The organism is Ramlibacter sp., from assembly GCF_035627355.1.
Lineage (GTDB): Bacteria > Pseudomonadota > Gammaproteobacteria > Burkholderiales > Burkholderiaceae_C > Ramlibacter.
The window spans coordinates 1-26,596 of record NZ_DASPLW010000029.1 but is presented as its reverse complement, the minus strand read 5'-3'; the positions used below and the strand labels follow the sequence as shown (position 1 = coordinate 26,596).

The 26,596-nt window shown below is 70.4% G+C and carries 24 protein-coding genes; 14 read left to right on the top strand and 10 right to left on the bottom strand.

Annotated features, from left to right (window positions below; translation table 11 throughout):
- Positions 1–1,005 (bottom strand): microcin C ABC transporter permease YejB (locus tag VEC03_RS08105; protein ID WP_324914248.1); only part of this gene is annotated, 1,005 nt, incomplete at its 3' end.
- Positions 1,002–2,807 carry an extracellular solute-binding protein gene (locus VEC03_RS08100; RefSeq protein ID WP_324914247.1) on the bottom strand — a complete coding sequence of 602 codons (1,806 nt, stop codon included), beginning with the start codon at positions 2,805–2,807 and terminating at the stop codon, positions 1,002–1,004. The genes VEC03_RS08100 and VEC03_RS08105, both read right to left, overlap by 4 nt.
- Positions 2,808–2,844: 37 nt before the next feature.
- On the opposite strand from VEC03_RS08100, the gene fabI reads away from it, so the two are divergent.
- Entirely contained in the window at positions 2,845–3,627 is a 783-nt protein-coding gene (gene fabI / locus VEC03_RS08095; protein ID WP_324914245.1) for an enoyl-ACP reductase FabI, read from the top strand.
- 83 nt (positions 3,628–3,710) lie between these two features.
- Here fabI and VEC03_RS08090 read toward each other — a convergent pair whose 3' ends face one another.
- Positions 3,711–5,978 (bottom strand): arginine/lysine/ornithine decarboxylase, encoded by a 2,268-nt coding sequence (locus VEC03_RS08090; RefSeq protein WP_324914244.1) that lies wholly within the window; start codon positions 5,976–5,978, stop codon positions 3,711–3,713.
- Positions 5,979–6,144: 166 nt separating this feature from the next.
- On the opposite strand from VEC03_RS08090, the gene VEC03_RS08085 reads away from it, so the two are divergent.
- The 11 genes from VEC03_RS08085 (at position 6,145) to VEC03_RS08035 (ending at position 15,810) form a co-directional block, all read left to right on the top strand.
- A complete protein-coding gene (locus VEC03_RS08085) occupies positions 6,145–6,570 on the top strand; it encodes an NfeD family protein (RefSeq protein WP_324914243.1) in 426 nt (141 codons plus the stop codon).
- A gap of 27 nt (positions 6,571–6,597) precedes the next feature.
- Positions 6,598–7,521, top strand: a complete 924-nt coding sequence (locus VEC03_RS08080; protein WP_324914241.1) for a stomatin-like protein — start codon at positions 6,598–6,600, stop codon at positions 7,519–7,521.
- 90 nt (positions 7,522–7,611) lie between these two features.
- Positions 7,612–7,959 carry a hypothetical protein gene (locus VEC03_RS08075; protein WP_324914240.1) on the top strand — a complete coding sequence of 116 codons (348 nt, stop codon included), beginning with the start codon at positions 7,612–7,614 and terminating at the stop codon, positions 7,957–7,959.
- Positions 7,960–8,136: 177 nt separating this feature from the next.
- Entirely contained in the window at positions 8,137–9,210 is a 1,074-nt protein-coding gene (locus VEC03_RS08070; protein ID WP_324914238.1) for a polysaccharide pyruvyl transferase family protein, read from the top strand.
- Positions 9,211–9,323: 113 nt separating this feature from the next.
- Positions 9,324–10,640, top strand: coding sequence for a Coenzyme F420 hydrogenase/dehydrogenase, beta subunit C-terminal domain (locus tag VEC03_RS08065; protein ID WP_324914237.1), 1,317 nt, complete (start codon positions 9,324–9,326; stop codon positions 10,638–10,640).
- Positions 10,641–10,808: 168 nt separating this feature from the next.
- Positions 10,809–11,918, top strand: coding sequence for a MerR family transcriptional regulator (locus VEC03_RS08060; RefSeq protein ID WP_324914235.1), 1,110 nt, complete (start codon positions 10,809–10,811; stop codon positions 11,916–11,918).
- A 19-nt stretch (positions 11,919–11,937) separates the two neighbouring features.
- Positions 11,938–12,291, top strand: a complete 354-nt coding sequence (locus VEC03_RS08055) for a hypothetical protein (protein ID WP_324914234.1) — start codon at positions 11,938–11,940, stop codon at positions 12,289–12,291.
- A gap of 107 nt (positions 12,292–12,398) precedes the next feature.
- Entirely contained in the window at positions 12,399–12,722 is a 324-nt protein-coding gene (locus VEC03_RS08050) for an H-NS histone family protein (protein ID WP_324914233.1), read from the top strand.
- A 58-nt stretch (positions 12,723–12,780) separates the two neighbouring features.
- The gene (locus VEC03_RS08045) at positions 12,781–14,277 is read left to right on the top strand and encodes a hypothetical protein (RefSeq protein WP_324914231.1); all 1,497 of its coding nucleotides are present in this window, start codon (positions 12,781–12,783) and stop codon (positions 14,275–14,277) included.
- Positions 14,278–14,290: 13 nt separating this feature from the next.
- Positions 14,291–15,520: a chromate efflux transporter gene (gene chrA, locus VEC03_RS08040; RefSeq protein WP_414708471.1), complete on the top strand. Its 1,230-nt coding sequence runs from the start codon at positions 14,291–14,293 to the stop codon at positions 15,518–15,520.
- Between the two features lie 110 nt (positions 15,521–15,630).
- Positions 15,631–15,810, top strand: a complete 180-nt coding sequence (locus VEC03_RS08035) for a hypothetical protein (RefSeq protein WP_324914229.1) — start codon at positions 15,631–15,633, stop codon at positions 15,808–15,810.
- A 14-nt stretch (positions 15,811–15,824) separates the two neighbouring features.
- Here the strand turns inward: VEC03_RS08035 and VEC03_RS08030 are convergent, their stop codons facing one another.
- Together VEC03_RS08030 and VEC03_RS08025 are read right to left on the bottom strand one after the other, a co-directional pair.
- Positions 15,825–16,439, bottom strand: coding sequence for a CpsD/CapB family tyrosine-protein kinase (locus VEC03_RS08030; protein WP_324914228.1), 615 nt, complete (start codon positions 16,437–16,439; stop codon positions 15,825–15,827).
- 325 nt (positions 16,440–16,764) lie between these two features.
- The gene (locus VEC03_RS08025; protein ID WP_324914226.1) at positions 16,765–17,421 is read right to left on the bottom strand and encodes a helix-turn-helix transcriptional regulator; all 657 of its coding nucleotides are present in this window, start codon (positions 17,419–17,421) and stop codon (positions 16,765–16,767) included.
- A gap of 377 nt (positions 17,422–17,798) precedes the next feature.
- Between VEC03_RS08025 and VEC03_RS08020 the strand changes: the two genes are divergently transcribed.
- A complete protein-coding gene (locus VEC03_RS08020; RefSeq protein WP_324914225.1) occupies positions 17,799–18,509 on the top strand; it encodes a YbaY family lipoprotein in 711 nt (236 codons plus the stop codon).
- A gap of 37 nt (positions 18,510–18,546) precedes the next feature.
- On the opposite strand, the gene VEC03_RS08015 is transcribed toward VEC03_RS08020, so the two are convergent.
- From VEC03_RS08015 to VEC03_RS07995, 5 genes are all read right to left on the bottom strand, one after another.
- Complete coding sequence (locus tag VEC03_RS08015) at positions 18,547–19,194, bottom strand: hypothetical protein (RefSeq protein WP_324914224.1); 648 nt, start codon at positions 19,192–19,194, stop codon at positions 18,547–18,549.
- Between the two features lie 96 nt (positions 19,195–19,290).
- Positions 19,291–20,184, bottom strand: a complete 894-nt coding sequence (locus VEC03_RS08010) for a bile acid:sodium symporter (protein ID WP_324914222.1) — start codon at positions 20,182–20,184, stop codon at positions 19,291–19,293.
- Between the two features lie 123 nt (positions 20,185–20,307).
- A complete protein-coding gene (locus tag VEC03_RS08005) occupies positions 20,308–22,647 on the bottom strand; it encodes an AsmA family protein (RefSeq protein WP_324914221.1) in 2,340 nt (779 codons plus the stop codon).
- 35 nt (positions 22,648–22,682) lie between these two features.
- Complete coding sequence (locus VEC03_RS08000) at positions 22,683–23,339, bottom strand: response regulator transcription factor (protein ID WP_324914220.1); 657 nt, start codon at positions 23,337–23,339, stop codon at positions 22,683–22,685.
- 135 nt (positions 23,340–23,474) lie between these two features.
- Positions 23,475–25,700, bottom strand: a complete 2,226-nt coding sequence (locus VEC03_RS07995; protein ID WP_324914218.1) for a beta-glucosidase — start codon at positions 25,698–25,700, stop codon at positions 23,475–23,477.
- 248 nt (positions 25,701–25,948) lie between these two features.
- On the opposite strand from VEC03_RS07995, the gene VEC03_RS07990 reads away from it, so the two are divergent.
- Positions 25,949–26,596 (top strand): hypothetical protein (locus VEC03_RS07990; protein WP_324914217.1); only part of this gene is annotated, 648 nt, incomplete at its 3' end.

Genomic DNA, 26,596 nt, shown 5'->3' with positions numbered 1-26,596 from the left:
GACGTAGGACAGGTCGCTGATCAGCTTGGTCACCAGCCCGATCAGCGTGAACAGGAACAGCGTGCCCAGCACCACCGGGTAGTCGCGCCGGATCACGCTCTCGTACGACAGCAGCCCCAGCCCGTCCAGCGAGAACAGGGTCTCGATCAGCAGCGAGCCGGTGAAGAACGCGCCGATGAAGGCCGAGGGGAAGCCGGTGATGATGGGTATCAGCGCGTTGCGGAACACGTGCTTCCACAGCACCCGCCGCTCGTCCAGCCCCTTGGCCCGGGCCGTCAGCACGTACTGCTTGCGGATCTCCTCCAGGAGCGAGTTCTTGGTCAGCATGGCGGTGACCGCGAAGCTGCCGAACACCATGGCGGTGACGGGCAACGCGATGTGCCACAGGTAGTCGACCACCTTGCCGGCCAGGCTGAGCTGGTCCCAGTTGGCCGACGTCAGGCCGCGCAGCGGGAACCACTGCAGCTGTCCGCCGAACACCACCAGCAGCGCCACGCCCAGCACGAAGCCCGGGATGGCGTAGCCGACCAGCACGACCAGCGTGGTGACGAAATCGAAGCGGGTGCCGGCGCGCACCGCCTTGGCCACGCCGAGCGGCACCGCTATCAGATAGCTGAGGAAGAAGGTCCACAGCCCCAGGCTGATGGACACCGGCAGCTTCTCCTTGACCAGCTGCCACACGTCCTTGTGCTGGTAGAAGCTGGTGCCCAGGTCGAAGCGCGCGAACCGCCCCAGCATCTGCAGGAAGCGCTCGTGCGCCGGCTTGTCGAAGCCGTACAGCTTCTTGATCTCCTCGATGCGCTGCGGATCGATCCCCTGCCGCCCCCGGTACCCCGCCCCGCTGGCGGCGGCCCGCTCGCCGCCCGAATCGCGGCCCTGCAGCTGCGCCACCATCTGCTCCACCGGCCCGCCCGGCACGAACTGCACGATCGCGAAGGTCACCAGCAGCACGCCCAGCAGCGTGGGGATCATCAGCAGCAGGCGCTTGAGGATGTAGGCCGTCATGGAGCGCCGCGATTCTCCGGCGAAGCCCACCAGGTCGCCATGGCCCAGGTGTCGGCCTCGTAGTACGGCGGGATCACGGGCGGCAGCACGAAGCGCTGCGCCCGGTAGCCGATGAAGAAGGCGCCGCTGTAGTACTGCGGGATCGAGTAGTAGCCGTGCGAGAGCACCCGGTCCAGCGCCCGCATGGCCGCGTTGAGCTGCGGGCGCGTGGTCGCCTGCACCACCTTCTGCAGCAGCGCGTCCACGGCGGGGTCGGCGATACCCCAGTAGTTGGCCGACCCGTTGGTCCTGGCCGCCTCGGAGCCGAAATACTCCAGCAGCTCGCCGCCGGGCGCCACCATGCCGGGAATGCGCCGCGTGGTCAGCTCGAAGTCGAAGCGGTCCATGCGCTCCTTGGCCAGCGAGAAGTCGACCTGCCGGTAGACCCAGCCGATCCCGAGCTTGGCCAGCGCCTGCTCGAAGGGCGCGACGATGCGCACGATGGAGGGCTGGTCGTTGAGGAACTCGATGACGAAGGGCTCGCCCTTGGCGTTGCGCAGCGCGCCATCGCGGTAGGTCCAGCCGGCGTCCGCGAGCAGCCGCTGCGCCTTGCGCAGGTTCTCGCGCAGGCTGTGCGGTGGCGCGGTGCTAGGCGGGATGGGCGCCGGCCCGAACACCTCGGGGCGCAGCTTGTCGCGCAGCGGCTCCAGCAGGGCCAGTTCGTCCGGCTTGGGCAGCCCCTCCGCATGGAAGTCGCTGTTGGGGAAATAGCCCTGTACGCGCTTGTAGAGGCCGTAGAACAGCTGCCGGTTCATCCACTCGAAGTCCATGGCCAGTCCCAGCGCCTGGCGCACCCGGATGTCCTGGAACTTGGGCTTGCGCAGGTTGAACACGTAGCCCTGGAAGTCGCCCGGGTTGTGGTTCTCGAAGGTGGCCTTCTTCAGCTCGCCGCTGTCGAACTGCCGGCCCTTGTACTGGCGCGCCCAGTTGCGCGAGGTGAACTCGCGCATGAAGTCGAACTCGCCGGATTTCAGTCCCTCGAAGCGGGCCGTCTCGTCCAGGTAGATCTTGAAGCTGACGCGGTCGAAGTTGAACTGGCCGCGCCGCACCGGCAGGTCCCTGGCCCAGTAGTTCGGGTCGCGGGCGTAGGTGACGTCGCGCCCCAGCTGCGGGCTGGCGATGCGGTAGGGGCCGGAGGCGATCGGCACTTCCGTCACCACCTGGTCGAAGGGCTTGCCCTTGCCCCACTCGCGGCTGAACACCGGCATGCCGCCCACGATCAGCGGCAGTTCGCGGTTGGGCGACAGGAAGTCGAAGCGCACCGTGCGCGCATCCACTTCCACCGCCCGCTTCACCTCCTGGTAGATGGTGCGGTACTGGGGCGCGGCCTTGTCGCTGACCAGCGTGCGGTAGCTGTGCACCACGTCGGCCGCCAGCACCGGCTTGCCGTCGTGGAAGCGGGCCTCGCGCCGCAGGCGGAAGGTGGCCGACAGCCGGTCGGGCGCCACCTCCACGTCCTCGGCCAGCAGGCCGTAGGCCGTGGTCGGCTCGTCGAAGTTGCCTGTCAGCAGGCTGTCGAACATCAGGGCCGCCATGCCATAGGGCTCGGTGCCCTTGAGCGTGAACGGATTGAACTTGTCGAAGTTGGTCGGCCGCGTGGGTGGCACCATGCGGATCTCGCCGCCCTTGGGCGCCTTCGGGTCGACGTAGTCGAAGTGGGTGAAGCCCGGCGGGTACTTGATGTCGCCGAACTGGGCGTAGGCATGGGCGGCCCACGAGGGTGTCGCCGCGAGACATGCCAGCAGAAGCAACCAGGCCCGCATGCGACAATTCTGCAGTCTTTTTCTCACGACAAGACCGATGGGTTTCCTCACTGGCAAGAAATTGTTGATCACGGGCGTGCTGTCCAACCGTTCGATCGCCTACGGTATCGCCAAGGCCTGCCACCAGCAGGGCGCGGAGCTGGCATTCAGCTACGTCGGCGAGCGCTTCCGCGACCGCATCGTGGAGTTCGCCTCGGAGTTCGGCTCGAACCTGGTGTTCGACTGCGACGTCGGCGACGACGCGCAGATCGACAAGCTGTTCGCAGACCTGTCGGCCCGCTGGCCGACCTTCGACGGCTTCGTGCACAGCATCGGCTTCGCCCCGCGCGAGGCGATCGCCGGCGACTTCCTCGACGGGCTGTCGCGCGAGGCCTTCCGCGTCGCGCAGGACATCAGCGCCTACAGCTTCCCGGCCATGGCCAAGGCGGCCCTGCCCTACCTGTCCGACAACGCCTCGCTGCTGACGCTGAGCTACCTGGGCGCGCTGCGCATCGTGCCGCACTACAACACCATGGGGCTGGCCAAGGCCTCGCTGGAGGCCTCGGTGCGCTACCTGGCCGGCTCGCTGGGCCCGCGCGGCATCCGCGTGAACGGCATCAGCGCCGGTCCGATCAAGACGCTGGCGGCCAGCGGGATCAAGGACTTCTCGCGCCTGCTGTCCATCGTGGCCAGGTCGGCGCCGCTGCGCCGCAACGTCACCATCGAGGACGTGGGCAACGTCGCCGCGTTCCTGTTGAGCGACCTGGCGTCCGGCGTCACGGCCGAGATCAGCTACGTCGATGGCGGGTTCAGCCAGGTGGCGATCGGAGTCGAGGAGTAGGGACTGCGGTGCGCTTCGCGCGCGCCTGCATCCTCCGCCTTCGCGGAGGATGACCCGATGCTTTCGCGGATGACGGAGCGGCCTTACCGCCGCACGCAGTCCGCGTAGTACCGCCGCTTCCCGTTCTCGTCGACCTCCTCCACCAAGCCGTGGATGTCGGTCTCGAAGCCGGGACAGGCCTCGTTGAACTCCCGCGAGAACTTCAGGTAGTCCACGATCTTGCGGTTGAAGACCTCGCCCGGGATCAGCAGCGGGATGCCGGGCGGGTACGGGGTCACCAGCGAGGTGGTGATCCGCCCCTCCAGTTCGTCGATCTCCACCCGCTCGGTCTTGCGGTGCGCGATGTGGGCGAAGGCGTCGCTGGGCTTCATCGCCGGGGTCAGGTCCGACAGGTACATGTCGGTGGTCAGCCGCGCGATGTCGTACTTGGCGTACAGCTCGTGCACGTGCTGGCACAGGTCGGCCAGCCCCATGCGCTCGTAGCGCGGCTGCTGCGCGCAGAACTCGGGCAGGATGCGCCACATCGGCTGGTTGCGCGCGTAGTCGTCCTTGAACTGCTGCAGCGCCGTCAGCATGGTGTTCCAGCGGCCCTTGGTGATGCCGATGGTGAACATGATGAAGAACGAGTACAGCCCGGTCTTCTCCACGATGATCCCGTGCTCGGCCAGGAAGCGGGTGACGATGGACGCCGGGATCCCGGTCCTGGCGAACTTGCCGTTCAGGTCCAGCCCCGGCGTGACGATGGTGGACTTGATCGGGTCCAGCATGTTGAAGCCCTCGGCGAGGTCGCCGAAGCCGTGCCACTTGGCGGTGCGCGCCTCGCCCTTGATGATCCAGTCGTCGGCTCGGCCTATCCCCTCCTCGGCCAGCCGGTCCGGGCCCCAGACCTTGAACCACCAGTCCTTGCCGTAGGCCTGGTCGACCTTGCGCATGGCGCGGCGGAAGTCCAGCGCCTCGATGATGCTTTCCTCCACCAGCGCGGTGCCCCCGGGCGGCTCCATCATGGAAGCGGCCACGTCGCAGCTGGCGATGATCGAGTACTGCGGACTGGTCGAGGTGTGCATCAGGTACGCCTCGTTGAACAGGTGCCGGTCCAGCTTGTTGGCCTTGGCGTCCTGCACCAGCACGTGGCTGGCCTGGCTGATGCCGGCGAGCAGCTTGTGCACCGATTGGGTGGCGTAGACCAGCGACTTCTCCGGCCGCGGCCGCTTCTTGCCCATGGCATGGAAGCAGCCGTAGAACGGGTGGAAGGCCGCGTGCGGCAGCCAGGCCTCGTCGAAATGCAGCGCATCGACGTAGCCGTCCAGCATGTTCTTGATGGTCTCGGTGTTGTACAGGACGCCGTCGTACGTCGACTGGGTCAGCGTCAGGATGCGCGGCTTGACCTGTTCGGCGTCCACCCCGGCCAGCAGCGGGTTGGCGCGGATCTTGGCCTTGATCGCCTCGGGCGAGAACTCGCTCTGCGGGATCGGCCCGATGATGCCGAAGTGGTTGCGCGTCGGCTTCATGAACACCGGGATGGCCCCGGTCATGATGATCGAGTGCAGGATGGACTTGTGGCAGTTGCGGTCGACCACCACCACGTCGCCGGGCGCCACCGTGTGGTGCCAGACCATCTTGTTCGAGGTGCTGGTGCCGTTGGTGACGAAGAAGCAGTGGTCGGCGTTGAAGATGCGCGCGGCATTGCGCTCGCTGGCGGCCACCGGCCCGGTGTGGTCCAGCAGCTGGCCCAGCTCGTCGACCGCGTTGCAGACGTCCGCGCGCAGCATGTTCTCGCCGAAGAACTGGTGGAACATCTGGCCGATCGGGCTCTTGAGGAAGGCCACGCCGCCCGAGTGCCCGGGGCAGTGCCAGGAGTAGGAGCCGTCCTCGGCGTAGTCCAGCAGCGCCTTGAAGAACGGCGGCTGGATCCCTTCCAGGTATGACTTCGCCTCCCGGATGATGTGGCGCGCCATGAACTCCGGCGTGTCTTCGTACATGTGGATGAAGCCGTGGAGCTCGCGCAGCACGTCGTTGGGCAGGTGCTGCGAGGTCTTGGTCTCGCCATAGATGTAGATCGGCACGTCGGCGTTCTTGCGCCGCACTTCCTGGATGAAGGTGCGCAGGCTCAGCACCGCGGGTGCCTCGTCCGGCCCTATCGAAGTGAATTCCTCGTCGTCGATGGACAGGATGAAGGCGCTGGCGCGGCTCTGCTGCTGCGCGAACTGCGACAGGTCGCCATAGCTGGTGACGCCCAGCACCTCCATGCCCTCGGCCTCGATCGCCTGCGCCAGCGCGCGGATGCCCAGGCCCGAGGTGTTCTCGGAGCGATAGTCTTCGTCGATGATGACGATGGGAAAGCGGAACTTCATGGGGGCTCCCGGAGCCGGGCGGAAAGACAAGGCGCGAAGTGTATGAAATCGGGCGGACCGTTCGCCCGACCCGGGCACATTCCGGACCGCTTTAGGCACCCGCTGACGGATTGGCAGGGCTTGCGACGACAATCGCCAAGGACGAGCCGGCAGACAGGAGGCGCAGATGGCGGAATCGACCTTGTGGTGGCTGATGGCGGGGGCGGCCGTGGCGGCCGAACTGGTGACGGGCACCTTCTACCTGCTGATGGGAGCCATCGGCCTGGCCGCGGGCGCGCTGGCGGCGCACCTGGGGCTGGGGATCCCGGCGCAGCTGGTCGTGGCCGCCGTGGTGGGCGGCGGCGCGGTCGCCGCCTGCTATGCCTTCCGCCGGCGGCAGCCCGCGGCACCCCCGGCCGGCGAGAACCGCGACGTCAACCTGGACGTGGGCGAGACCGTGATGGTCGAGCGCTGGCAGCCTGACGGCACGGCGCAGGTGCGCTACCGCGGCGCGAGCTGGACCGTCTCGCACCTGCCGGGCGAAATCCCGGTCGCCGGCCTGCACCGAGTGCGCGAGGTGGTGGGCAACCGCCTCGTGGTCGAAAAAGCCTGAACCCGAACAACCCGGAGGAGAAGAAGCATGGAAATCGCACTGGTCCTGTTCGTCATCGCGGTCATCTTCGTGGTGCGCGCCATCAAGGTCGTGCCGCAGCAGCACGCCTGGGTGGTCGAGCGCCTGGGCAAGTACAACGCCACGCTGTCGCCCGGCCTGAACTTCCTGATCCCCTTCGTGGACAAGGTCGCCTACCGGCACAGCCTGAAGGAGATCCCGCTGGACGTGCCCAGCCAGGTCTGCATCACCCGCGACAACACCCAACTGCAGGTGGACGGCATCCTGTACTTCCAGGTGACCGACCCGATGCGCGCCAGCTACGGCTCGTCCAACTACATCGTCGCCGTCACCCAGCTGGCCCAGACCTCGCTGCGCAGCGTGATCGGCCGGCTGGAGCTGGACAAGACCTTCGAGGAGCGCGACATGATCAACGCAGCCGTCGTGGCGGCGATCGACGAGGCCGCGCTGAACTGGGGCGTGAAGGTGCTGCGCTACGAGATCAAGGACCTGACACCGCCGGCCGAGATCCTGCGGGCCATGCAGGCGCAGATCACCGCCGAGCGGGAGAAGCGGGCCCTGATCGCCGCCTCCGAAGGCCGCCGCCAGGAGCAGATCAACATCGCCACGGGCGAGCGCGAAGCCTTCATCGCCCGCTCCGAAGGCGAGAAGCAGGCCGAGATCAACCAGGCCCAGGGCGAGGCGGCCGCCATCCTGGCCGTGGCCGAAGCCAAGGCCGAGGCGATCCGCAAGGTGGCCGAGGCGATCCGCCAGCCCGGCGGCGAGCAGGCGGTACAGCTCGAAGTGGCGGAGAAGGCCGTGGACGCCTTCCGCAACGTCGCCAACGAGTCGCAGACCACCCTGATCGTGCCGGCCAACATGAGCGAGGTCTCCACCCTGATCGCGTCGGCCATGCGAATGATCCAGGCGGGCAAGCCCGGCGCGGCTGCCTGAGCTACGCGCGTCGCTGCCCGAGCGGCGGGCACGTCGGTTGCTCCCGATTGCATTGGCGCCCGCCCGGGCGCCCAACTCAGGAGTAAATCGATGCAAGCCAACCAGTTGAAGCAGCGAATCGACCAGATCGAGGAGTGCGCGGACGACGCCAAGCAGGCCGTGTCCTCCGGCTCGGCCACGCCCGAGCTTCGCCAGTGCGTGAACGACATGCACCAGCAGGCCCGCCAGTTGCAGCAGGCCTGCGCCAATGCCGGCCAGCAGCAGCAGCAGATGGGCCAGAACAGCGCCCTGCGCCAGCAGGTGGCCCAACTGGAGCAGACGGCCGACCGGGCGATGCAGGCCTGCCGTCAGGCCGGCAGCCAGGTCGACCAGCAGACGCAGCAGGCGGTCCAGCGTGCCCACCAGGAAATCTCCAGCGTGAAGCAGCAGATGCAGTAGGCGCGATCCGCATCCCGTCCGGCCGCCGGGCGGCGGACCGGGCGGGTGTCGCGCCGACTGTCGGCGCGGCCCTACACGGCATGGCCCCTGCCGCTGATCGCCCCGCCCGCGGGAGTGCCGCAGCATTCCCACCATGCCAGGCCCCACCCGCATCCACCCCTTGTCGCGGGGTGCGGCGTGAAAGTCGGCCTGCTCACCCTGCACCGTTGCATCAATTACGGCTCGTACTGGCAGGCCCGCTGCCTGCTGGAAGGCCTGCGCGCGCTCGGGCATGACACGCGGTTGCTGGACCATCGCACGCCCCGCCTGGCCCGCCTCGAGTACCGCTGCGCGCTGGATCCGCTGCAGCCACACCCCTCGCCCCGCGCCGACCGCCCGGCCTATGCGCGCAAGGTGCGCCGCTTCGCCGAGGCCGTCGACGCCCTGCCCCGCACGGCTGCGTTCAGTCTGGACGAACCCGGCCACCCGGACGATTTCGACGCGGTCGTCGTCGGCAGCGACGAGATGTGGAATTTCCACCACCCCTGGTACGCCGCCTGCCGGCTGTTCTTCGGCGAAGGCATCCGCGCGCGCCGGCTGGTCGCGCACGCCTGCACCTTCGGCAACTACCCGGCCGCGCGCGGCCTGCAATCCGAGTGGACCCGCCGGCTGCTGCGCTTCGACAGCATCTCGGTGCGTGACCACAACTCGCGCGACCTGCTGCAGCAGGCCGCCGGCATCGAGTGCCCGCTGGTGCTGGACCCCTGCCTGCAGTTCGAGCCCGGGCCCGCGTCCCCCGCCGTCCGCGGGCCCGCCACGGCCATCGTCTACGGCCACAGCTTCAGCTCCTGGTTCCAGCACGCGGCGCGGCGCTGGGCCCGCCACCAAGGGCTGCGCCTGCTGAGCATCGGCTATCGCAACGACTGGGCCGACGAGCAATGGCTGGACCCCGGACCGGAGGACTTCGCCGCCTGCCTCGCGCAGGCGGGGTCCGTCCTGACGAACTTCTTCCACGGCTGCGTGTTCGCGCTGCGCTTCGGCAGGCCCTTCGCCTGCGAGGACTCGCCGTACCGGTCGATCAAGGTGCGCTCGCTACTGAGGCACCTGGATTGCGGCGACCGGCTGGCGATGGAAGGCGCCGGCCCCCGGGCCCTGGCCGCTGCGCTGGACCACCCGCTGCCGCTCTCGCTGGGGCAGCGGCTGGCCGAATGCCGCGCCGCCTCGCACGCCAGCCTGGCCGAGGCCCTGCAGCCGGACCGGGCGGTGGCATGAGCCCGGCCCCGTCCACCCCGGCGCCGCAGCTCGCCCCTCGGGACGTGGTGCGCTCCGGCCTTTGCGTGGGCTGCGGGAGTTGCGCGGCGCAGCCCGGGGCGCCGTGGCGCCGCATGGACTGGGACCGCGACGGGCAGCTGCAACCGGCCGGCAACCGGCGGGCGCTGGGGCGGCCCGATGCGCAGCTCGCCCGCATCTGCCCGTCCTCGCCCTGGGCGGTGGACGAAACCCGGCTGGCCCAGGACCTGTGGCCCCAGGCCGCCCACCTCGACCCGCTGGTGGGCCGCTACGAGGGTGCCTACGTCGGCGCGGTGGTCGAGGGGCGCTTCCGCGAGCAGGGCAGTTCCGGCGGCATGGTGACCTGGGTGGCCGCCGAGTTGCTGCGGCGCGGCCTGGTGGACGCGGTCGCCCACGTGGCCCCGGTCGCGGACCCGGCGGCCGATGGGCGCTTCTTCCGCTACCGGCTGTCGCGCACGCCCGCGGAACTGGCGGCCGGAGCCAAGTCACGCTACTACCCGGTCGAGCTGTCGGGGGTGCTGGAACAGATCCGCGCCACGCCCGGGCGCTACGCCGTGGTCGGCATTCCCTGCTTCATCAAGGCCGTGCAGCTGCTGCGGCGGGACGACGCCCTGGTGCGCGACCGGATCCGCTTCACCCTGGGGCTGTTCTGCGGCCACATGAAGAGCGCCCGGCTGCTGGAGAGCTTCGCCTGGCAGCTGGGGGTGGACCTGGCCGACGTGGTGGGGGTGGATTACCGGCTCAAGGACCCGGACCGCCCGGCCAGCTGGTACACCGCCCAGCTTCGCCTGCGCGACGGCCGCACCGTGCAGCGCGACTGGTTCCACCTGGCCGAGGGCGACTGGGGATCGGGCTTCTTCCAGAACCGGGCCTGCAACGCCTGCGACGACGTGGTGGCCGAGACCGCCGACATTGCCTTCGGCGACGCCTGGGTCGAGCCCTACACCCAGGACGGCCGGGGGACCAACGTGGTGCTGGTGCGGTCGCGCGAACTGCACGCCGTGCTGGACGAGGCGGTGGCCCAGGGCCGGCTGGCGCTGGCGCCGGCCGATGCCGGCTTCGTGCAGCGCACCCAGGCCGCCGGCCTGCGGCAGCGGCGCGAAGGGCTGGCCTACCGGCTGAGCTGGCGCCAGGGGCTCGCGGCCCGGCTGCTGCCACGGCGGCGGCTGCAGCCGCGCAAGCGGGTGGCGGCCGATGCCGGCACCCTGGCGCGCCCGCGCCGGCTGCTGTACCGCATCCGGGCCCATGTCTCGCGCTGGAGCCCGCGCGTGTTCGCCGTGGCCAGGGCGCTGCGCTGGCAGGCCCTCTACCTCGGCTGGGCCCGCGGCGTGGTGGTGCTGTACCACGGGCTGGCGTACTCGCGGGGCCGCCTGGGCGAAGCACTGGCACGGGTCGGGTGGCGGGCGTCGTAGGTGCGCCGACTCATCTGTCCAACTGTCTACGTTTTGACTTAGACATTGTCCATGGGCTTAATTGGACAGATCCCTGTCTCACGCTAACCACAGACTGGCAACTCTGTCTTGACAGACTCGCTTGGACACTTGATCATAGTCCAAGACTGTTCAAACAGAGACCTCCCCGTGCTCACCAGCAAGGACGTTCTGGAGCGGACCGGCATCTCGCGGGCCACCCTGAACAACTACATCGCCACCGGGCTGCTGCCCCGGCCGGACGTGCAGGCGCCCGGCGCGGGCGACGGCGCGGCGCCGCGCATCGGCTACTTCCCGGACGGCACGGTGGAGCGCATCGCGGAGATCCAGCGGCTCAAGCGCGAGGGCTGGAGCATCGCGCGCATCGCCGCCCGTTTCGCAGGAGCCCCAACGGCGCCAGCGGGTACCGCAACGTCGAACGAACCTCCCGTCTACCGGGCCACACCCTCCCGGACGCCGGCGCAACCCTCCCCCCAGGCCAGCCCGGAGGCGGTCCGCCCGGCCTTTGCGGCCCCGGCGACGGTCGCAGGGGCCCGGCAGCCGCCCCTGCCTTCGCGCCAGGCACCCGCCCCCATCCTCACGCCGGTGGCCGTCCTGGTCAGCACGCTGGAGGGCGCCGGCGACCTGTGGCTGCAGCTGCCGGCCGGCGAGTACTTCGAGCTGGTCAACGAGATCTGGATCGAGCTGGACCGCATCTTCGTGCGCCACGGCGGCCACCATGGGCGGCACCCGGGCGAAGGCATGGTCTGCCACTTCCTGCCGCGCCACTCCCCCAGCTACCTGTGGAGCGCCCTGGCGGCGGCCCAGCAGGTGCGCGAGGCGATGGGCCAGGTCAGCAGCCGATGGCGCACGCGCAAGGGCTGGAACGTGGAGCTGTGCATGAACACCGGGGTGGACGAAGGCCATGAATGGCTGGGGCCCCTGCGCCTGGCCGAGCCCATCGAGCTGACGGTGGTCGGCGATGCCGCCGACCATGCCGCGCAACTGGCGCGCAGCGCCCGCGGTGGCGCCATCTGGATCACGCGCAACCTGGTCGACGAGCTCTCGCCCGAGGAACGCCGCCGCATCGGCTTCGGCGTGACCCGACCCTCGGCCGGGGCCGAGCACCGCCGGCTGCACGCCAGCTTCGCCCCCTTGGAGGAGCTGGCCGCCATCCAACCCCACCCTGCCCCCATTCCGCCCGGACTGGCCCGGCTCGCCGTCACCGAACTGCTGGCCCTGGAGCCGGCGTCGTCGGACCCATCCCGCGAGGGCGCCTGAGCGCCACCCAGGAGGACTCATGCGTTGGTTCAAACCCAATTTGCGCAACAGCCTGCATGCCATCTTCAGCAGCAGCCTCGGATCGTCGCGCGACGACCCGGACACCATCATCACGATCGAGGACATCCGCCATCGCATGCTGGACCTGCTGGCCGACGAGGAATCCGAGCGCGCCAACACCGTGCGGCGCCGCATCCGCTACGCCGTCAGCGTCGAATCGCTCTGGTTCATGCGCGGCGAATTGATGGCCGTGCTGTCGCGCAGCCACGGCGAAGCGGCTGCACTGGAGCAGATTTCCCAGGTCGGCGAGATGTTCGACGACCTGCTGCCGGAAGGGCTGCGATCCCGGCCCAGCCCGCTCGCGCGCACCTGACGGCCTCATGGCTGCAATTAGTGAATTGCGATCAAAAGCGCGCCACGTATTCCTGAATTGCGGGCAATCGGGTTAAATTCGCCTCTCTTCGAACAAAAGGAGCGCAATTGGCAACCTACCTGGAATTGAAGGCTCAGGCCGAAAAACTGATGGCGCAGGCCGAGGAATTGCGCCAGCGCGAGACCGAGCAGGCGATCGAGGACATCAAGGCCAAGATGAAGGCCTTCGGCCTGACCCCGCAGGACCTCGGTTTCGCCGGCGCGACCCGGCGCAGCCCCTCTGCCAAGCGCCGCGCGCCGGCGGCAGCCAAGCCCGCGAAATACCGGGGCCCGAATGGCGAAACCTGGTCCGGCGGCCGCGGTCGCAAGCCGCGCTGGGTGACGGAAGCGCTGGCCAGCGGCAAGACCCTGGAAGACCTGGAAGTGCGCTGATCCGCAGGGCCCTGGCGGCCCTTCTCCGGCAATACCCGGCGGCCCGTTCAGGGCCGCCGTGCATTTCGGCGAGCGCAAACCGCAGCCAATTGATTTGCGGGGCCACAATCCCTGGACCGTGCCGCACGCCGACCTTGAAATGAATCCGGACCCCGCGGCTCGCGTGCAAGCGCTGCTGTTGGCGGCGCTGCGGTCGACGCCCAGGCCTTTTCGCCTGCCGCCCTTGCCGCAAGACCCGGCGGCCGCCGTGGCGGACGGCGCCGAAGCCGCGGTCGCCTTCTCGCTCGAAGCCGCTCGCCGGTCCGCGGAATCCGGCTCGCCCCTGCCCGGCCAGGCGCAGGAGGGCTTCACCTGGGGACTGGCCAGACTGATCCGCACTGCCCTCACGCCTGCGGGAGGCGATCCGGCGTTCCAGGCCCTGGTCCTGCGTTCGCAGGACCCGCAGGTGGATGGCTACCTGCAGCTGGCCGCGCTGTCGGCTGCCGATCGGCGCCGGGTCCGGACCGCCGTCGATGCGATCGCCCATCCGGGCAAGCTGCGCCAGCACGCGCCGGGCTCCGCGCGTGAGGCACTGCAGCATCTGCATCGGCTTGCCTCGGCCGGCGAATGGGCCTTGCTGCAACAGGAAGGACGGCAGCTGCTGGCCACCATGCTCCCCGAAGAGACTGCGGTTCGCGCCGGGCTGGACGCGTTGCTCCGGGATCCAGCGCTCGAGCGGCTGCTGCGCACCCAGGCGCTGGAAGCCACGCCCGGCGTGCGCCGGTACCAGGCCCTGTGCGCAGCGGGCGGGCCCCTGGCGGGGAGCGAGGCGGCGCTGGCACGCGGGCGCGCATCCGGCCGGTCGGGTCGGAACGCCGAGGCCAGGACAGCACAGGCGTTCGAACGCGCCGCCGCGCTGCTGGACGGTGTTGCGGGTGGCCGAGGGCGTTGCCGGGTCGTGCGCGGCCTCCGCATGCCCGGCGAGTTCCCGGGCCAACCCGACCGCGCCAAGGCCGAGTGGGACGCCGCCATCGTGTGGGAGCCCGAGCCCGGCGGCAGCAGCGACATCCTGCTCCTGGCCGAAGTCAAGGCGTCGCCGGCCGCGGCCACGACCGACTACGGGCGGCTGCTGCGCGGGCTCCGCCGGCTGGCGCTGGCCGAGCCGGACGCGAACTACGCCTTCGCCTCGGACGGCGGGCGCATCCGCCTGGCCGGCCGCTCGTTGCGGCAGCTCGGCCCCTGGGGCGATGGCCTGCCCGCCCAGGTGATCTATTGCTGCCCGGCGCCACCCGGGACCCTGGCCGCGGTGCTCGACCCCGCCAGCAAGGGCATGTTGCTGGCCGAGCCGGCCAGCCTGGCCTTCGCGCGGCAACTCACGTTGGGTGGCGATCCGACCCAGGGGGAGCTGGACCCCGTCTGGGCCGAGCTCACCCACGCCCCACGGCTGCGCGCCGCGCTGCACCAGGACCGGACCGCCCGGCAGGCACGCGAGGCCATGCTGGACCCGCACGACCTGGCCGCGGCGCTCGCCCAGGTCCTGGCGACCACGGTGCCGCCCGCCGGTGCCTCCGCTTGAGTCGATCGCCGTGATCCCACCCGAACCGGTCGCGCCCTCCCCCGAATCGACTGCCCCCGCCCGCGGCGGCAGTCCGGTCGAGGTCTTCCTGGCCTTCCTGCGGCTGGGGCTGACCTCCTTCGGCGGCCCGGTCGCGCACCTGGGCTATTTCCGCACGGAGTTCGTGGAGCGCCGCCGCTGGCTGGACGATAGGAGCTTCTCGGACCTGGTCGCCCTGTGCCAGTTCCTGCCGGGGCCCGCCAGCAGCCAGGTCGGCATGGCGCTCGGCCTGTCCCGTGCAGGCTGGCTGGGCTGCCTGTCGGCCTGGCTCGGGTTCACGCTGCCGTCGGCCCTGGCGCTGATCCTGGTCGCCTACGGCGTCCAGCACTGGGCCGGGCTCGCGGCGAGCGGCCTCGTCCAGGGCCTGAAGGTGGCGGCAGTGGCGGTGGTGGCACAAGCCGTCTGGGGCATGTCCCGGTCGCTGTGCCCGGACAAGCCCCGGGCCGGCCTGGCATTGCTGGCGGCGTTGCTCACCCTGGTGGCCCCGACGGCGACGGGGCAGCTCGCCGCCATCGCCCTGGCCGGCGTGGCTGGCTGGTGGCTGCTCGAGCTGCCGCCGCAGGCACCGGTGGCGCATGTCGCCAGCGGCGTGTCACGGACTGCGGGCATCGCGGCTCTGGCCCTGTTCGCCGTGCTGCTGCTGGGGCTGCCCTTGCTGTCGGGCTTGCTGGACGGCCGGCTCCCCGGCCAGGTCGAAGGCTTCTACCGGGCGGGCGCGCTGGTGTTCGGCGGAGGCCACGTGGTCCTGCCCCTGCTGCAGGCCACGGTGGTGCCGTCCGGGATGGTGACCGATTCCGGTTTCCTGGCGGGGTACGGGGCCGCCCAGGCCATGCCGGGGCCGCTGTTTGCGTTTGCCGCCTACCTCGGCGCGGCATCGTCCGGTCCGCTCGGCGGCTGGGCGGGCGGCCTGCTGTTCCTGGCCGTCATCTTCCTTCCGGGTTTCCTGCTGGTCGTCGGCGCACTGCCCTTCTGGGACTCGCTGCGGCAGCGTGCCGCCATCCAGTCCGCCCTGGCCGGCGTGAACGCCGGCGTGGTCGGCCTGCTGCTGTCGGCCCTGTACGACCCGGTGTGGACCGGCACCATCCACACCCGCGCCGACTTCGCCGTCGCCCTGGCCGCCTTTGGGCTGCTGGTGCTTGCGCGCGTGTCGCCGCTGGTGGTGGTGCTGATGTGCGCCGCGGCCGGCTTCGCCGTCCTGGGGTGAGGCCGGCCTGCGGCCTCGCATTCCTACACACGCGGAAGAACCCGCCTGACATACCCGGAGCGCACCCCCGGCAGACTGGTTGCCAGCCTCCACGCAGCCAGCTGCAGCCCATGTCCGACCTGCCGACGTATATCTACCCCTTCATCCTGGCCGTGATCGCAGCGGTCGCCGGGCGCGTGCTGGGCGGCCCGGTGCGCGAGAAGTCCTTCCCCGGATGGATCCTGTATGCGGTGGCGATCGCCTGCGTGATCATCGGCTTCGCGACCATGTGGCTGGACGAGGCCGCCTGAGGAAGGCCCCGCCCTCAGTGGTCGTTGACCACGACCCCGGTCACCTGCACGCCCGCGTTCACGAGCGCATCGACCAGGTTCCGCACCGAAGCCAGGGGACTGGAACCGCCGCACGCCAGCACCAGCGCGAACCCGGCCGCCTCGGCGATCGCCAGCGCCTCCGGCCGGACGTCGGCGGGCGGCGTATCCAGGATGACGTGGTCGAAATCGCCGGTGGCGCCCTTCACCAGCTCCGCCAGCGCCGTCTCCTGAGGCGGCATCGACGCGAGCGGCCCACTGGGAAGCAGGGAGACCATGGGGACAGCGGACAGCGGCTGGATGCAGCTTGCGCGCTCCACGCCCGCCAGTACGTCGGACAGCCCGCGATGGTTGTCGGCCCCGAACAGCCGGTGGAGGCTGGGACGCGCCGTGTCGGCGTCGATCAGCAGGGTACGGCGGCCCAGCAGGCCCAGCGAGATGGCAAGGCTGGCGCAGACGTAGCTGCGGCCGTCGCCCGGATGGACGCTGACGATGGCCAGCGCCCGGCGCGCGGCGCTGCCCCAGGGCCCTGCCAGCAGCTTGTCGCGCAACAGCCCAAAGGCCTCTGGATCGCCGATCGGGCCCAGCGCGCCGGATGCGGCCGCGCTCATGGTTGCGGGCGTGGCGCCACCGGCAAGGCGCGAGGCCGCACGTGGACGCGAGGACCGCTCGACGCGGCCTGCGTGCGGTGCACGTGGGCGAACCAAGGCATGCTTTCGTGGAGGACGCAGTCCTTGAGGCGATCGGACGGGCCGGCGCCGATTCTGTGGCACCCACTCGCGCGGCGGGGGGGATGTATGTCCCCTCCCGCGAAGTCGGCGTGATGGCAAGCCCGCACGCACCCGGCGCGGGTAGCCTGGCTGGATCGGATTCGACATCTGCACTCCCGGCGCGGCAGGCCGTCGTTCGGCCCGCCGGGCGGTGGCCCCCGGCGACTCAGTGAGGCTGGCCGGTCAACCCGGCCTGCCCATCGAGCCGATGCTGCGCGGCATAGGCATGCAGGCTGAGGCGGTTGCGCACACCGAGCTTTCCGTAGATGGACGTCAGGTGGTTGCGCAGGGTGTGCTCGCTGATGCACAGGCGGCTGGCGATCACCTTGCCGGGAGCGGTTGCGTTGCACAGCACGGCCAGCACCAGCTGGCGTTCGCGTACGGTGAGCGATTCGATCCGCGCCCGATCGTCGGCCTCGCGCGCCGGTGCGGTCGCGATGGGGGCGCGACGGCTTCCGTGCAGGCCGTGCGGCCGGCGATCGGCCGCCGCCACGCCCTGCTGGATCGCCGAGATGAGCGCGGACGGCGAATCGCCCGTGCGGAGGACGGCATAGACCCCGATCTCCTTCATCTCCTGCTCCACGGCGCCCGGCTCGCGGGAGGTGAGCAGCATCACGGGGAACCTCTGGGCTGCATCGCGCAGGGCCTGCTCGGTGTGGGCCTCATCGATGTCCACCACCATCATGTCCACGCCGGCGCGCCCGTCGACGGCCAGCGCCTCGTCGAGCGTGCGGGCGGTGCCGGAAAGCTCGATGCCCGAACACGACGTGCGCACCAGTTTCTCGAAGCCCCAGCACAACATGGGCGGGGCGACGACAAACACGTGAACAAGCTGGTTCGAACTCCGCATGCTGCCCTCCGCGCTTACGGCAACGCCGACGGGGGCATCCTAGTGAGGGCGGACGCCAAGCTCTTCAAACTTGCATCTGGTTTCCGCGCTTGCGGAAACTTCCGCGCTCGACCGGACGGCCCAACCATGGAGACGTCTCGCGAGGCCAGGGCTTCCTGCAAGCGTCCCCGAAATCGTCCTGCATTTCGTAACGGCTTTCGAGGCGGCGCAGGCGGGAGCTTGCTCCTGCCTGGCGATCCGGCGCCATGCCAGGGGCGACGACGGGTGCAGCAGTTCCATGATGGCCGTCCGTCGTCGATCGGCTTGCACCGTTCGTCATGCGACCTAGAGTGCTCCCACCGGAGCCCTTCATGTTCGTCACCGCGCTTCGCCGCCGTCGCAGCTTCGCCGCGCTCGCGCTGCTGCTGTCCGCCTGCACCCTGCCGATCCCGCCGGCCGGCCAAGCCCTGTTGACCGGCACGGCCACGTACCGGGAGCGCATGGCGCTGCCGCCCGGCGCACAGTTCGAAGCGACGATCGAGAACGTCTGGCGCGCCGATGCGTCGGCCGTTCCGGTAGCCGGCACGCGCCAGCCCGTGACGGGCGTGCCGATCCAGTTCGCGATCGCCTACGACCCGGCCCTGCTGCGGCCAGGCGAGCGCTACGGGGTGCGGGCGCGCATCCGGGCGGGCGATGGCGCGATGCTGTTCGCCACCGACCGCGCGTACCCTCTCCCCTTGCCGGGCCCGGACGGCCAGGCCCACGTCGACCTCCTGCTGCGCCGCGCGGCCGGCCAGCCGCCGGCGGCGCGCAGCCTGGTGGGGCTCTACCTCTACCTTGCCGACGCTGCGGTCTTCACGGACTGCACGAGCGGGACGCGCTGGCCGGTCGCGGCCGAAGGCGCCGCGGCAGCGCTGGAGCGCGCCTATCTCGCGGCGCGACGTGCGCCGGGCGTGCCGGCACTGGCCACCGTGGAAGCGCACGTGGCCGAGCGGCCCCGGATCGAGGGCCCGGGGCAGCAGCCCATGCTCATCGTGCAGCGCGTGCTGTCGGTGCAGCCCCAGTCGTCGTGCGCGCCGTGAGCGGAGCGCGGGGCCCCGGCACGGACGATCGGCCCAGTCAACGCGTCGGGACGACGTTCGGCGGCACGACGGGCGCAGGCTCCGCCGCCGTCGTGGCGCCGCGCTCGGCGGCCATCGCAGCCACCAGCGCCTGCGTGCCCGACCCCCAGCGCGAGACGCAGCGGATCGCCTGCGTGAAGGGCACGTCCACCGCATGGACGCGCGATGGGTCCAGCACGTACACCGCGCCGGCCAGCGGCGTGGGGGCCGACGGCACGAACACCGTGTAGCGCCCGTCGGGCAACTCTTCCACGATGAAGGCCGGCACGAGCGCGTCCTCGATCTCGGCCAGCGCCGGCTTCCACACGTTGTCTTCCGCGCGCCCGGCGAACTGCTGCACCAGGCTGCGGAACAGGGCGTAGCCGGGCAGCCGGCCGAAGAACGATTTCTCCAGGCGCTCGCGCACGACGCGCCCGGGCGTCGTGCGCACGGCCAGGCCGACCAGCGCGCACGCGGCCAGCAGGATCAGCAGCGCGACCGCCTCCGGTGCTGCCGCCCAGTCCGGCAGCAGCGCTGCCACCGGGTGGACCAGCACCGCGATGGCGGCGACCGCCTTGAACAGCAGCAACAAGGCCAGCCAGACCGGCAGCACGACCAGCAGGCCGCCGACGACGGCATTCGCGATGAAGTCCCGGACGAGCCTCATCCCACCTCTGCCGCCGAAGGAAAACCGACGCTGCGAGCCGGGCGGCCGGATGGCTCTGCCTTGTTCATGCGGGTCTCCCTGGGGATCGTTGGAAGGTCAGTGCCTGGGTTCGGTGGTTCCGTGCAGCGACGGTCCAGCCACAGTCGTCAGGCGCTTCTTGCGCCAGGCCTTGTAGGGGGCGGACGCCAGTTCGCTCACCAGCACGGCCAGCAGCACGCCGACCGGCGCCAGCGGCTGGTCGGTCAGGCTCGCCACCGCCACGGCCACGCCGGGATGGCGTGACACCGTCGCGCAGGCCAGCACCGTGCGCCGGTCCTCGTCGCGGCCGGCCAGCCAGTGGCCGGAAGCGAGCCCCAGTACGACCATGACGACCAGCGCGGTCACGGTGCCGTAGCGCATCACCGATCCCATCGCCGACCAGGCTCCGGCAATGATCGCGACGGCGCACACCAGCAGCAGCACCGAAGCCAGCTTCTCGAGGGCCGGTATCCAGCGCCGTCCGCCCGGCCAGGCGCGGCCGAGCGCGAGCCCCAGCGCCAGCGGGAGCAGCACCGACCCGGCCACCACCTGGGCGACTGCCATGGGCTGGATGTGGACGTCGCTCTTGCCGACCGACCACTGCACGCCCTCCACGGCGAGGGGCGTGAGCACGATCGACAGCACGGCGCTCGCGAAGAACAGCCCGTGGGCGCGCGAGCTGCCTTCGCGCGTGACCAGCGGCAGCATGGCCTGGGTGAACGCCGAGCCGACCGGCGAGACGGACAGCGTCACGATGGCGACGATCAGGGCCGGGTGCAGCGAGAACAGCTTGCACACCAGCACCGCGATGGCCGGCCCGAGCACGAACATCACCAGCATCGCCCGGACCAGCTGCGCCGGCCGCGCGAACAGCGATCGCAGGCTGTCCACGGTGGCCTGCATGCCTTGCGTGAGGACCGTCAGGAAAATGCTGAGGGTGATGCCGCCCAGCACCAGCGACTGCACGCTCATGGTCGACCTCCTTCGCACACGGGTGAGGCCGCGCGGATCACACACGCGGAAGCGGAACTTGCCGCAGCGCAGCGACGGGCGCCATGGGACCTTCGGCCAATGGACGCCCGGGAGCGGGGCCCGTCAGCGTCGCAGGCCGCGCAGGGCGTCGCCCAGCGACTTCCCGCCGAGTGGCTTGCCCAGCCGCTCGCCCAGGCGCTCCTTGACCTTCTCCTCCACCCGCTCCTGCACCTGCTGCTTCGCCAGCCCGGCGGCCAGGCCACCCCAGTCGAGCTGGAAGCTCGGGTCCTCGAAGGAGCCGGCGACGCGCAAGGGGATGGTCAGGCCGCGCAGGTCCTCAAATTCCCGCCCGTCCTGTCCCTTGGAAGTGCCGACAACCGTCACCTTGGCCAGGTAGTCCAGCCGCTCATGGACCAGGTCGATGGTCCCGGAACCCCCGGCACGCAGGAAGGGCGACTTCGCGTCCAGGTCGTCGCTGCGCGCGACGCCGTTGGTGATGCGGAAACTCGCCGTCAACTCCGAGAAGTCGGTCTTCTCGGTCCGGTCGCCCGTGGTTTCCTGCCCGCCGGCCTTCAGCATCGCCTTGGCCTGACGCAGCGACTTGGCGAGGTTGATGCCCTTGACCGCCCCGTCGCGCAGGCTCACCCGCGCCGTGCCGTTCAGGGCCTGGCGCATCGCCTGGGCGGTCGGGCCCGCGGTGCCCACGTCCAGCACGAGGCGGCCGCGGCCCTCGAGCACGTCGCTCTGCGCGAAGTCCCGGATCAGCGGTCCGATGGCCACGTTGTCCAGCGTCTGCCGGACCGCCACGCGGTTGCCGTCCGCCTGGGCTGCGAGCGATCCCGCGAGGCTGCCGCCATAGAGTCGCGCCGACAGCGGGTTCACCTCCATTCGTCCCTGGTCCACCTGGAACTTCGCCGCCACGGCATTGAGCTTCAGGTTGCGCGCCTTGAGGTCGCCGACCTGCGCCGTACCGCGCAGGTCCAGCCCGCGCAGGAACGACAGGTCGATGCGGTCCCCCTCGCCGCTCGCACCACCCGGTGCCTTGGCAGCGGCGGGCGCAGAGGCGGGGGCGGAGGTGGCGCCGGCCTTCGCAGCGGCACCGGACGACGGCGGGAAGTAGCGATCCACGTCGAGCCGGTCCGCCTTGAGGTCGACGACAGCCGCCAACGGCGAAAACCGGGCCAGCTCGAAGCGACCCTGGATGTGGCTGTCGTCCAGGCGGGTGGACCACTCGCCGCTCGCCTGCGACCGCCCCCAGTCCAGGCGGGCCGAGGCCTGCAGCGGCAGCTGCACCTGCTTCATGGGCAGTTGCGGGTGCGCCAGTTGCAGATCGCCGGTGACCTTGGACAGCACGAGGCGCTGCGGCTCCAGCTGGGCCTGCACCGACCCGGCCAGCTGGCCGCTGGAGGCCAGCGGCCCCTGCTGCAACTTCCATTGCACGCCGAGGTTGCCGACGTCCCATTGCATGGCGCTTCCCTGCACTCCGCTGAGGTTCGCGCTGGCATCCAGCTGGCGCTGCGGGCCTGCCAGCTTGATGCTGCCGGTGGCGTTCGCGGCGGAGGAGCCCCCGTTCGCCGCCGCCAGCTGGGGCACCTCGAACTTCGCCTGGAGGGCGTCCTGTCCGAGCCGCCCCGCGAGCGTGGCCACCAGCGACTTCACGGCGATGCCCTGGGCACCATCGAAGCTCGCCTCGCCGGCGTCGACCGCGGCACGGACCTGCTGCCACCCGAGCACGTCGCCCTGCACATCCAGGTCCAGCGACGACAGCGCATAGCGCGCCTGCGCGGTGTCGTAGCGGTAGTTGCCGGCGAGCTGGATCGCCGCCGCGAGCCGCGGCTGCCCGGCCGTGGCGCGGAAGGCGACTTCCAGCGGCCCGCTGGCAGCGGCCTGCGACAGGCGCCCCGTGCGGAGGTTGACGTCGGCCAGTTCGATGTTGCGGCCGGCCTTCTCATCCACCAGCACGGCGGCCGATCGCGCGATGCGTACGCCGGCAATGTCCAGCGCAATGGGCTCATCCTGGGCAGCTGGAGCGGGTGCCGACGTGGCGCCCGGTTGTCCGCCGCCCCTGCCGGCCAGGTCGTCGAAATTGAAGGAGCCGTCCTTGCGGCGCACGATGCGCGCGCGGACGCCGTCCAGTTCGACACGGTCCACGACCACGCGGCGCGACAGCAGCGGGATCAGTTGCACCGATACGTGGGCGCCTTCCACGCTGGCGAATGCCTGCTGAGGGGAAGCGGGTTCGCTCAGGCGGGCCTTGCCCAGCTTCAAGCCGATCGACGGATAGAAGGCGAGCGAGAAATCGCCCTCGATGCGCAGCGTGCGCTGCGTGCGGTCCAGCACTGCCTGCTCGATCCGGCGCCGCGTCCAGTCGGCATCGAAGCGCCAGGCGAGCACCGCTGCCGCGGCCACCACCAGGAGCAGCAGTCCCAGCAGCACGGTGGCCAGGATCTTCAATGCCTTCACTGCATGCCTCCGGTGACGAGGCCGACGAAGCGGCGTCAGGCCAGGAAAGCCCGGTCGACGACCCGCACCAGTTCCACCGCCGAGCGCACGCCCATCTTGTGCAGGCCGCGCGCGCGGTGCACCTTGATCGTCTTCTCCGCGATCTGCAGGTCGGCCGCGATCTGCTTGTTCAGGCGCCCGTCCATCACGTGGACCAGCACCTCGCGCTCCCGGGTGGTCAGCAGCGCCATGCGGTGCTCGACGCTCTGGCGCATCGCCAAGCGCATGCGCCGGGCCTGGTCCACGGCGAGGGCGCGCGTCACGGCCGCAAGCAGTTGCCTGGCATCGACCGGCTTGGGCAGGAAGTCGATCGCACCGGCCCGCATGGCGCTGGCGCAGGTGGCCACGTCGGCGCACCCGGAGAGGAACACGACCGGGAGCGTGTCCGGGTCGCCGGCGATCCTCCGGTACAGCGAGATGCCGTCCGCGCCGGGCAACGCCACGTCGAGCAGGATGCAGCCATGCGGCAGCGGCGGCGCCAGCGCCGTGAAGCTGTCGGCATCCGGGTGGGCGACCACGGAATGGCCCTTCTTCGTGAGCAGCTGCGAGAGCACGCGACGCAGGCCTGGATCGTCATCGATGACGTGCACCTGGGGTCGCCCATCCTGTCCGCCGGCGCGGACCTGCTGGACAGTTGGCGGATCGTGGGGCATGGGCAACCCTCCTTCGGCTACGGAGGCGGTTGCGACCTCCGACCTGCTGTTTTAGGAACGGGCTGCACCCGGATCAAGTCGAATTCGCAACCGGTAACGCGCGCAACAAGGACGGGCCGCCCACCCCGTAGGCGCCTACGCACCGAAGACGCGTCGATCCAGTCGCACCTTCCTGCGCTCGACCGGAGCATTGGCCGCACGCGCCAGCACCACGGTGTAGTCGCCGCCGTCCAGGCGCCACTTCTGCAGCTGGCCGTCGAAGCGCGCGAGCAGCCGTGGATCCGCGGTCACGCTGACCCGCCTGGATTCGCCCGGCTGGAGTTCCACCCGCTCGAAGCCGAGCAGGCGCAGCCGCGGATCGCCGGGAGCGGCGGCCAGGTACACCTGCGGCACGTCGGCACCGGCCCGGTCACCGGTGTTGGTGACCGTGAAACTCGCCGTGACCGTGTCACCACCCTCCACCTCCAGCCCCCCGTACCCGAAGCTCGTGTAGCCCAGCCCATGGCCGAAGGCGTACATCGGCTGCTCGTTCTGGCGGGCGAACCAGCGGTAACCGACTTCCGCGCCTTCGTTGTAGTCGATGGTGACCGGGGTGCCCCACGGCGTTCCGAGGCCGGGCAGTTCGGGCCGCGGCGTCTGGGCAAGGCTCTGCGGGAACGTGATCGGGAGCCGGCCCGACGGATTCACCTTTCCCGCCAGGACATCGGCGATGGCCTGGGCGCCGGCCTGCCCGGGGTACCACGCCTGCACGATGGCCTTGACCTTGTCGCGCCAGGGCATGTCCACGGGGTTGCCGGTCTCCAGCACCACGATGGTGTTGGGGTTGGCGCTGGCCACGGCATCGATCACGGCATCCTGGCCCCAGGGCAGCGACAGGTCGGGCATGTCGAAGCCCTCGCCCTCGACGCGGATCCCGAAGGCGATGACCACGTCGCAGCGCCGGGCCGTCAACACCGCCTCGGCCGGCGTGTAGCCGGGGTCGAAATCGAACTGCGCCTTGGGCAGCGCACTCTTAAGTTCCTCCAGAGGCGAGGGCTGGAGAAGGAAGAGATTGCGATGCTTGCCCATGACGCCCGCGCCACCGATCTTGATGACCCCCGCGAAGCCGCCCACCGGCGCCACCGCGCCAGAGCCGGTGCCGCTGACCACCCCTTGCTGCGCATAGCCGCCGATCACGGCGATCCTGAGCGGCTTGTCCGTCGGCAAGGGCAGCGCGTTCTCGTTCTTCAGCAGCACGATGCCCTGGCGCGCGCCTTCCAGCGCGATGTCGTTGTGCCGATCCATGTCCACTTCGGGGGCTGGCCCCCAGCGATCCGCGCCGACCGCGACCAGTGAACGCAGGATGCGTCGCACCATGTCGGAGAGGCGCGCCTTGGGGAACCGGCCTTCGGCATAGGCCTTTCGCAGCGGCTCCGTGAAGGGCTCGGCCAGGGGCTTGGCCTTCCAGAGCATCGCGTCCCCCTGTACACCCGATTCCTGGTCGAGTCCCTTGAGCGCGAAGTCCCAGTGCGGCGTGGCGCCCCAGTCGGACATGACCCAGCCCTTGTAGCCGAAGGCGCCCTTCAGCACGCCGTTGAGGAGATGGTCGTTCCCGCCCGCGTACTCGCCATTGATCTTGTTGTAGCCGCTCATGATGGAGCCGGGCTGCGACCGCTCGATCGCGACCTGGAAGGTGAGCAGGTCCGACTCGCGATGCGCATCCGGGTCGATGATCGCGTCCAGCCAGTGGCGGTTGGTCTCGTTGCAGTTGAGCGTGTAGTGCTTGAGCGTGGAGACCACGCCCTGGCTTTGGATGCCGTTGACCTGTTCGGCGGCCATGACCGCGCTAAGCCAGGGATCCTCGGAGAAGTACTCGAAGTTGCGGCCGTTGCGCGGGTCGCGCGCCAGGTTGCAGCCGCCGGCCAGCTGGACGTTGAAGCCGCGCATGCGCGCCTCGCGGGCAATCGCCTCGCCGCCCCGGCGGACGAGCTCCGGGTTGAAGCTGGCGCCGAGGGCGATCAGGGACGGGAATGCCGTGGCGCCCGGGTCGTCCGGCCGGTAGCCCGGGTTGGTGATCCCCATGCTGGCGTCGCTGCTCTGGATCGCCGGAATGCCCAGCCGCGGAACGCCGGGCGTGTAGCCGGCACTCATGTTCCCGAGATCCGCGGGAAGCCGCGGGTCGCGCCCCCCGACGGCGCTGCCCGGTATGTAGCCGAGCACGCTGATGATGAGCGAGAAGCGCTCGTCATCGGTCATCTGTTCCTCCAGTTCCCGAGCGCGTGCATCGGGGTCCTGCATTGCGCGCGTGGCGGAGTCGTCGTGCGGCGCGGTGTGCGCGTAAGGAGAATTCAGCGTGTCGTCATGCTGTTGTTCGCGTGCCATGGGGCCTCCTGATGGGTCCGTCGCCTGGACGGATGTTCGCGCCACGCGCCGGGCCGCTTTTGTTGCGCATGCCTGGCGGCCTTGCCATTGGACGATGGGCCCATTGACTTGCAAACCGATCGCTCTCACGACGGCCGCAAGGGCGCGCCCAGGGTGATGTCAATGGGACCAAGGTCCGATGCGCGCTGCAGGGCTGCGGACGGTACGCTGCATCGGGCAACCGGAGGGTTGGCGACAGGAGGTTCGGCATGACGACCCGGAAGCGCGCATGGATGCCAGCCCCCCGCCTTGCACGCGTGGCCGGCTGCGCCCTCCTCCTCGCCTTCACCCTGCACGCAGGCCCGCCGGTCTCGCTGGCGCAGCCCGCGCCTGTCCAGGCTGCGCCGCAAGAAGTCTCGCGAGCGCCCGACGCCCTGGGGCGCGACTCGCCCCTGGGCACCGTCACCGGCTTCAGCCGCGCCGTGCACCGCGGGGAACTGATGCTGGCCTCTCGCTATCTCCAGCTCGGAGCGAGGAGCTCGCGCCAGGGTGAAGCGCTGGCGGAAGACCTGGGCACCGTACTGGACCGCTACTTCACCCGTTCGCTCACCAGCCTGAGTCCGAACCCCAACGGCCGGCTCGACGACGGACTACCTGCCGACCGCGAGAAGCTGACCTTGACGGTCGGGGACCGCGAGGTCGACCTGTTCCTGGTCCGCGTTCGCGAGCCCGGCCAGGGCGATGCCTGGCTGGTCTCCTCGGAATCCCTCGCGCGCGTGCCGGACCTGCGCCGGCAGGAGCGGGGCAGCTGGCTCGAGGAGCGGATGCCCGAGTGGCTGCAGCGCGGCACCTGGCTCGGTGCGACGCCGGCCCAGTGGCTGATGTGGACGGGAAGCCTCTTGCTGCCGCTCGCGGCC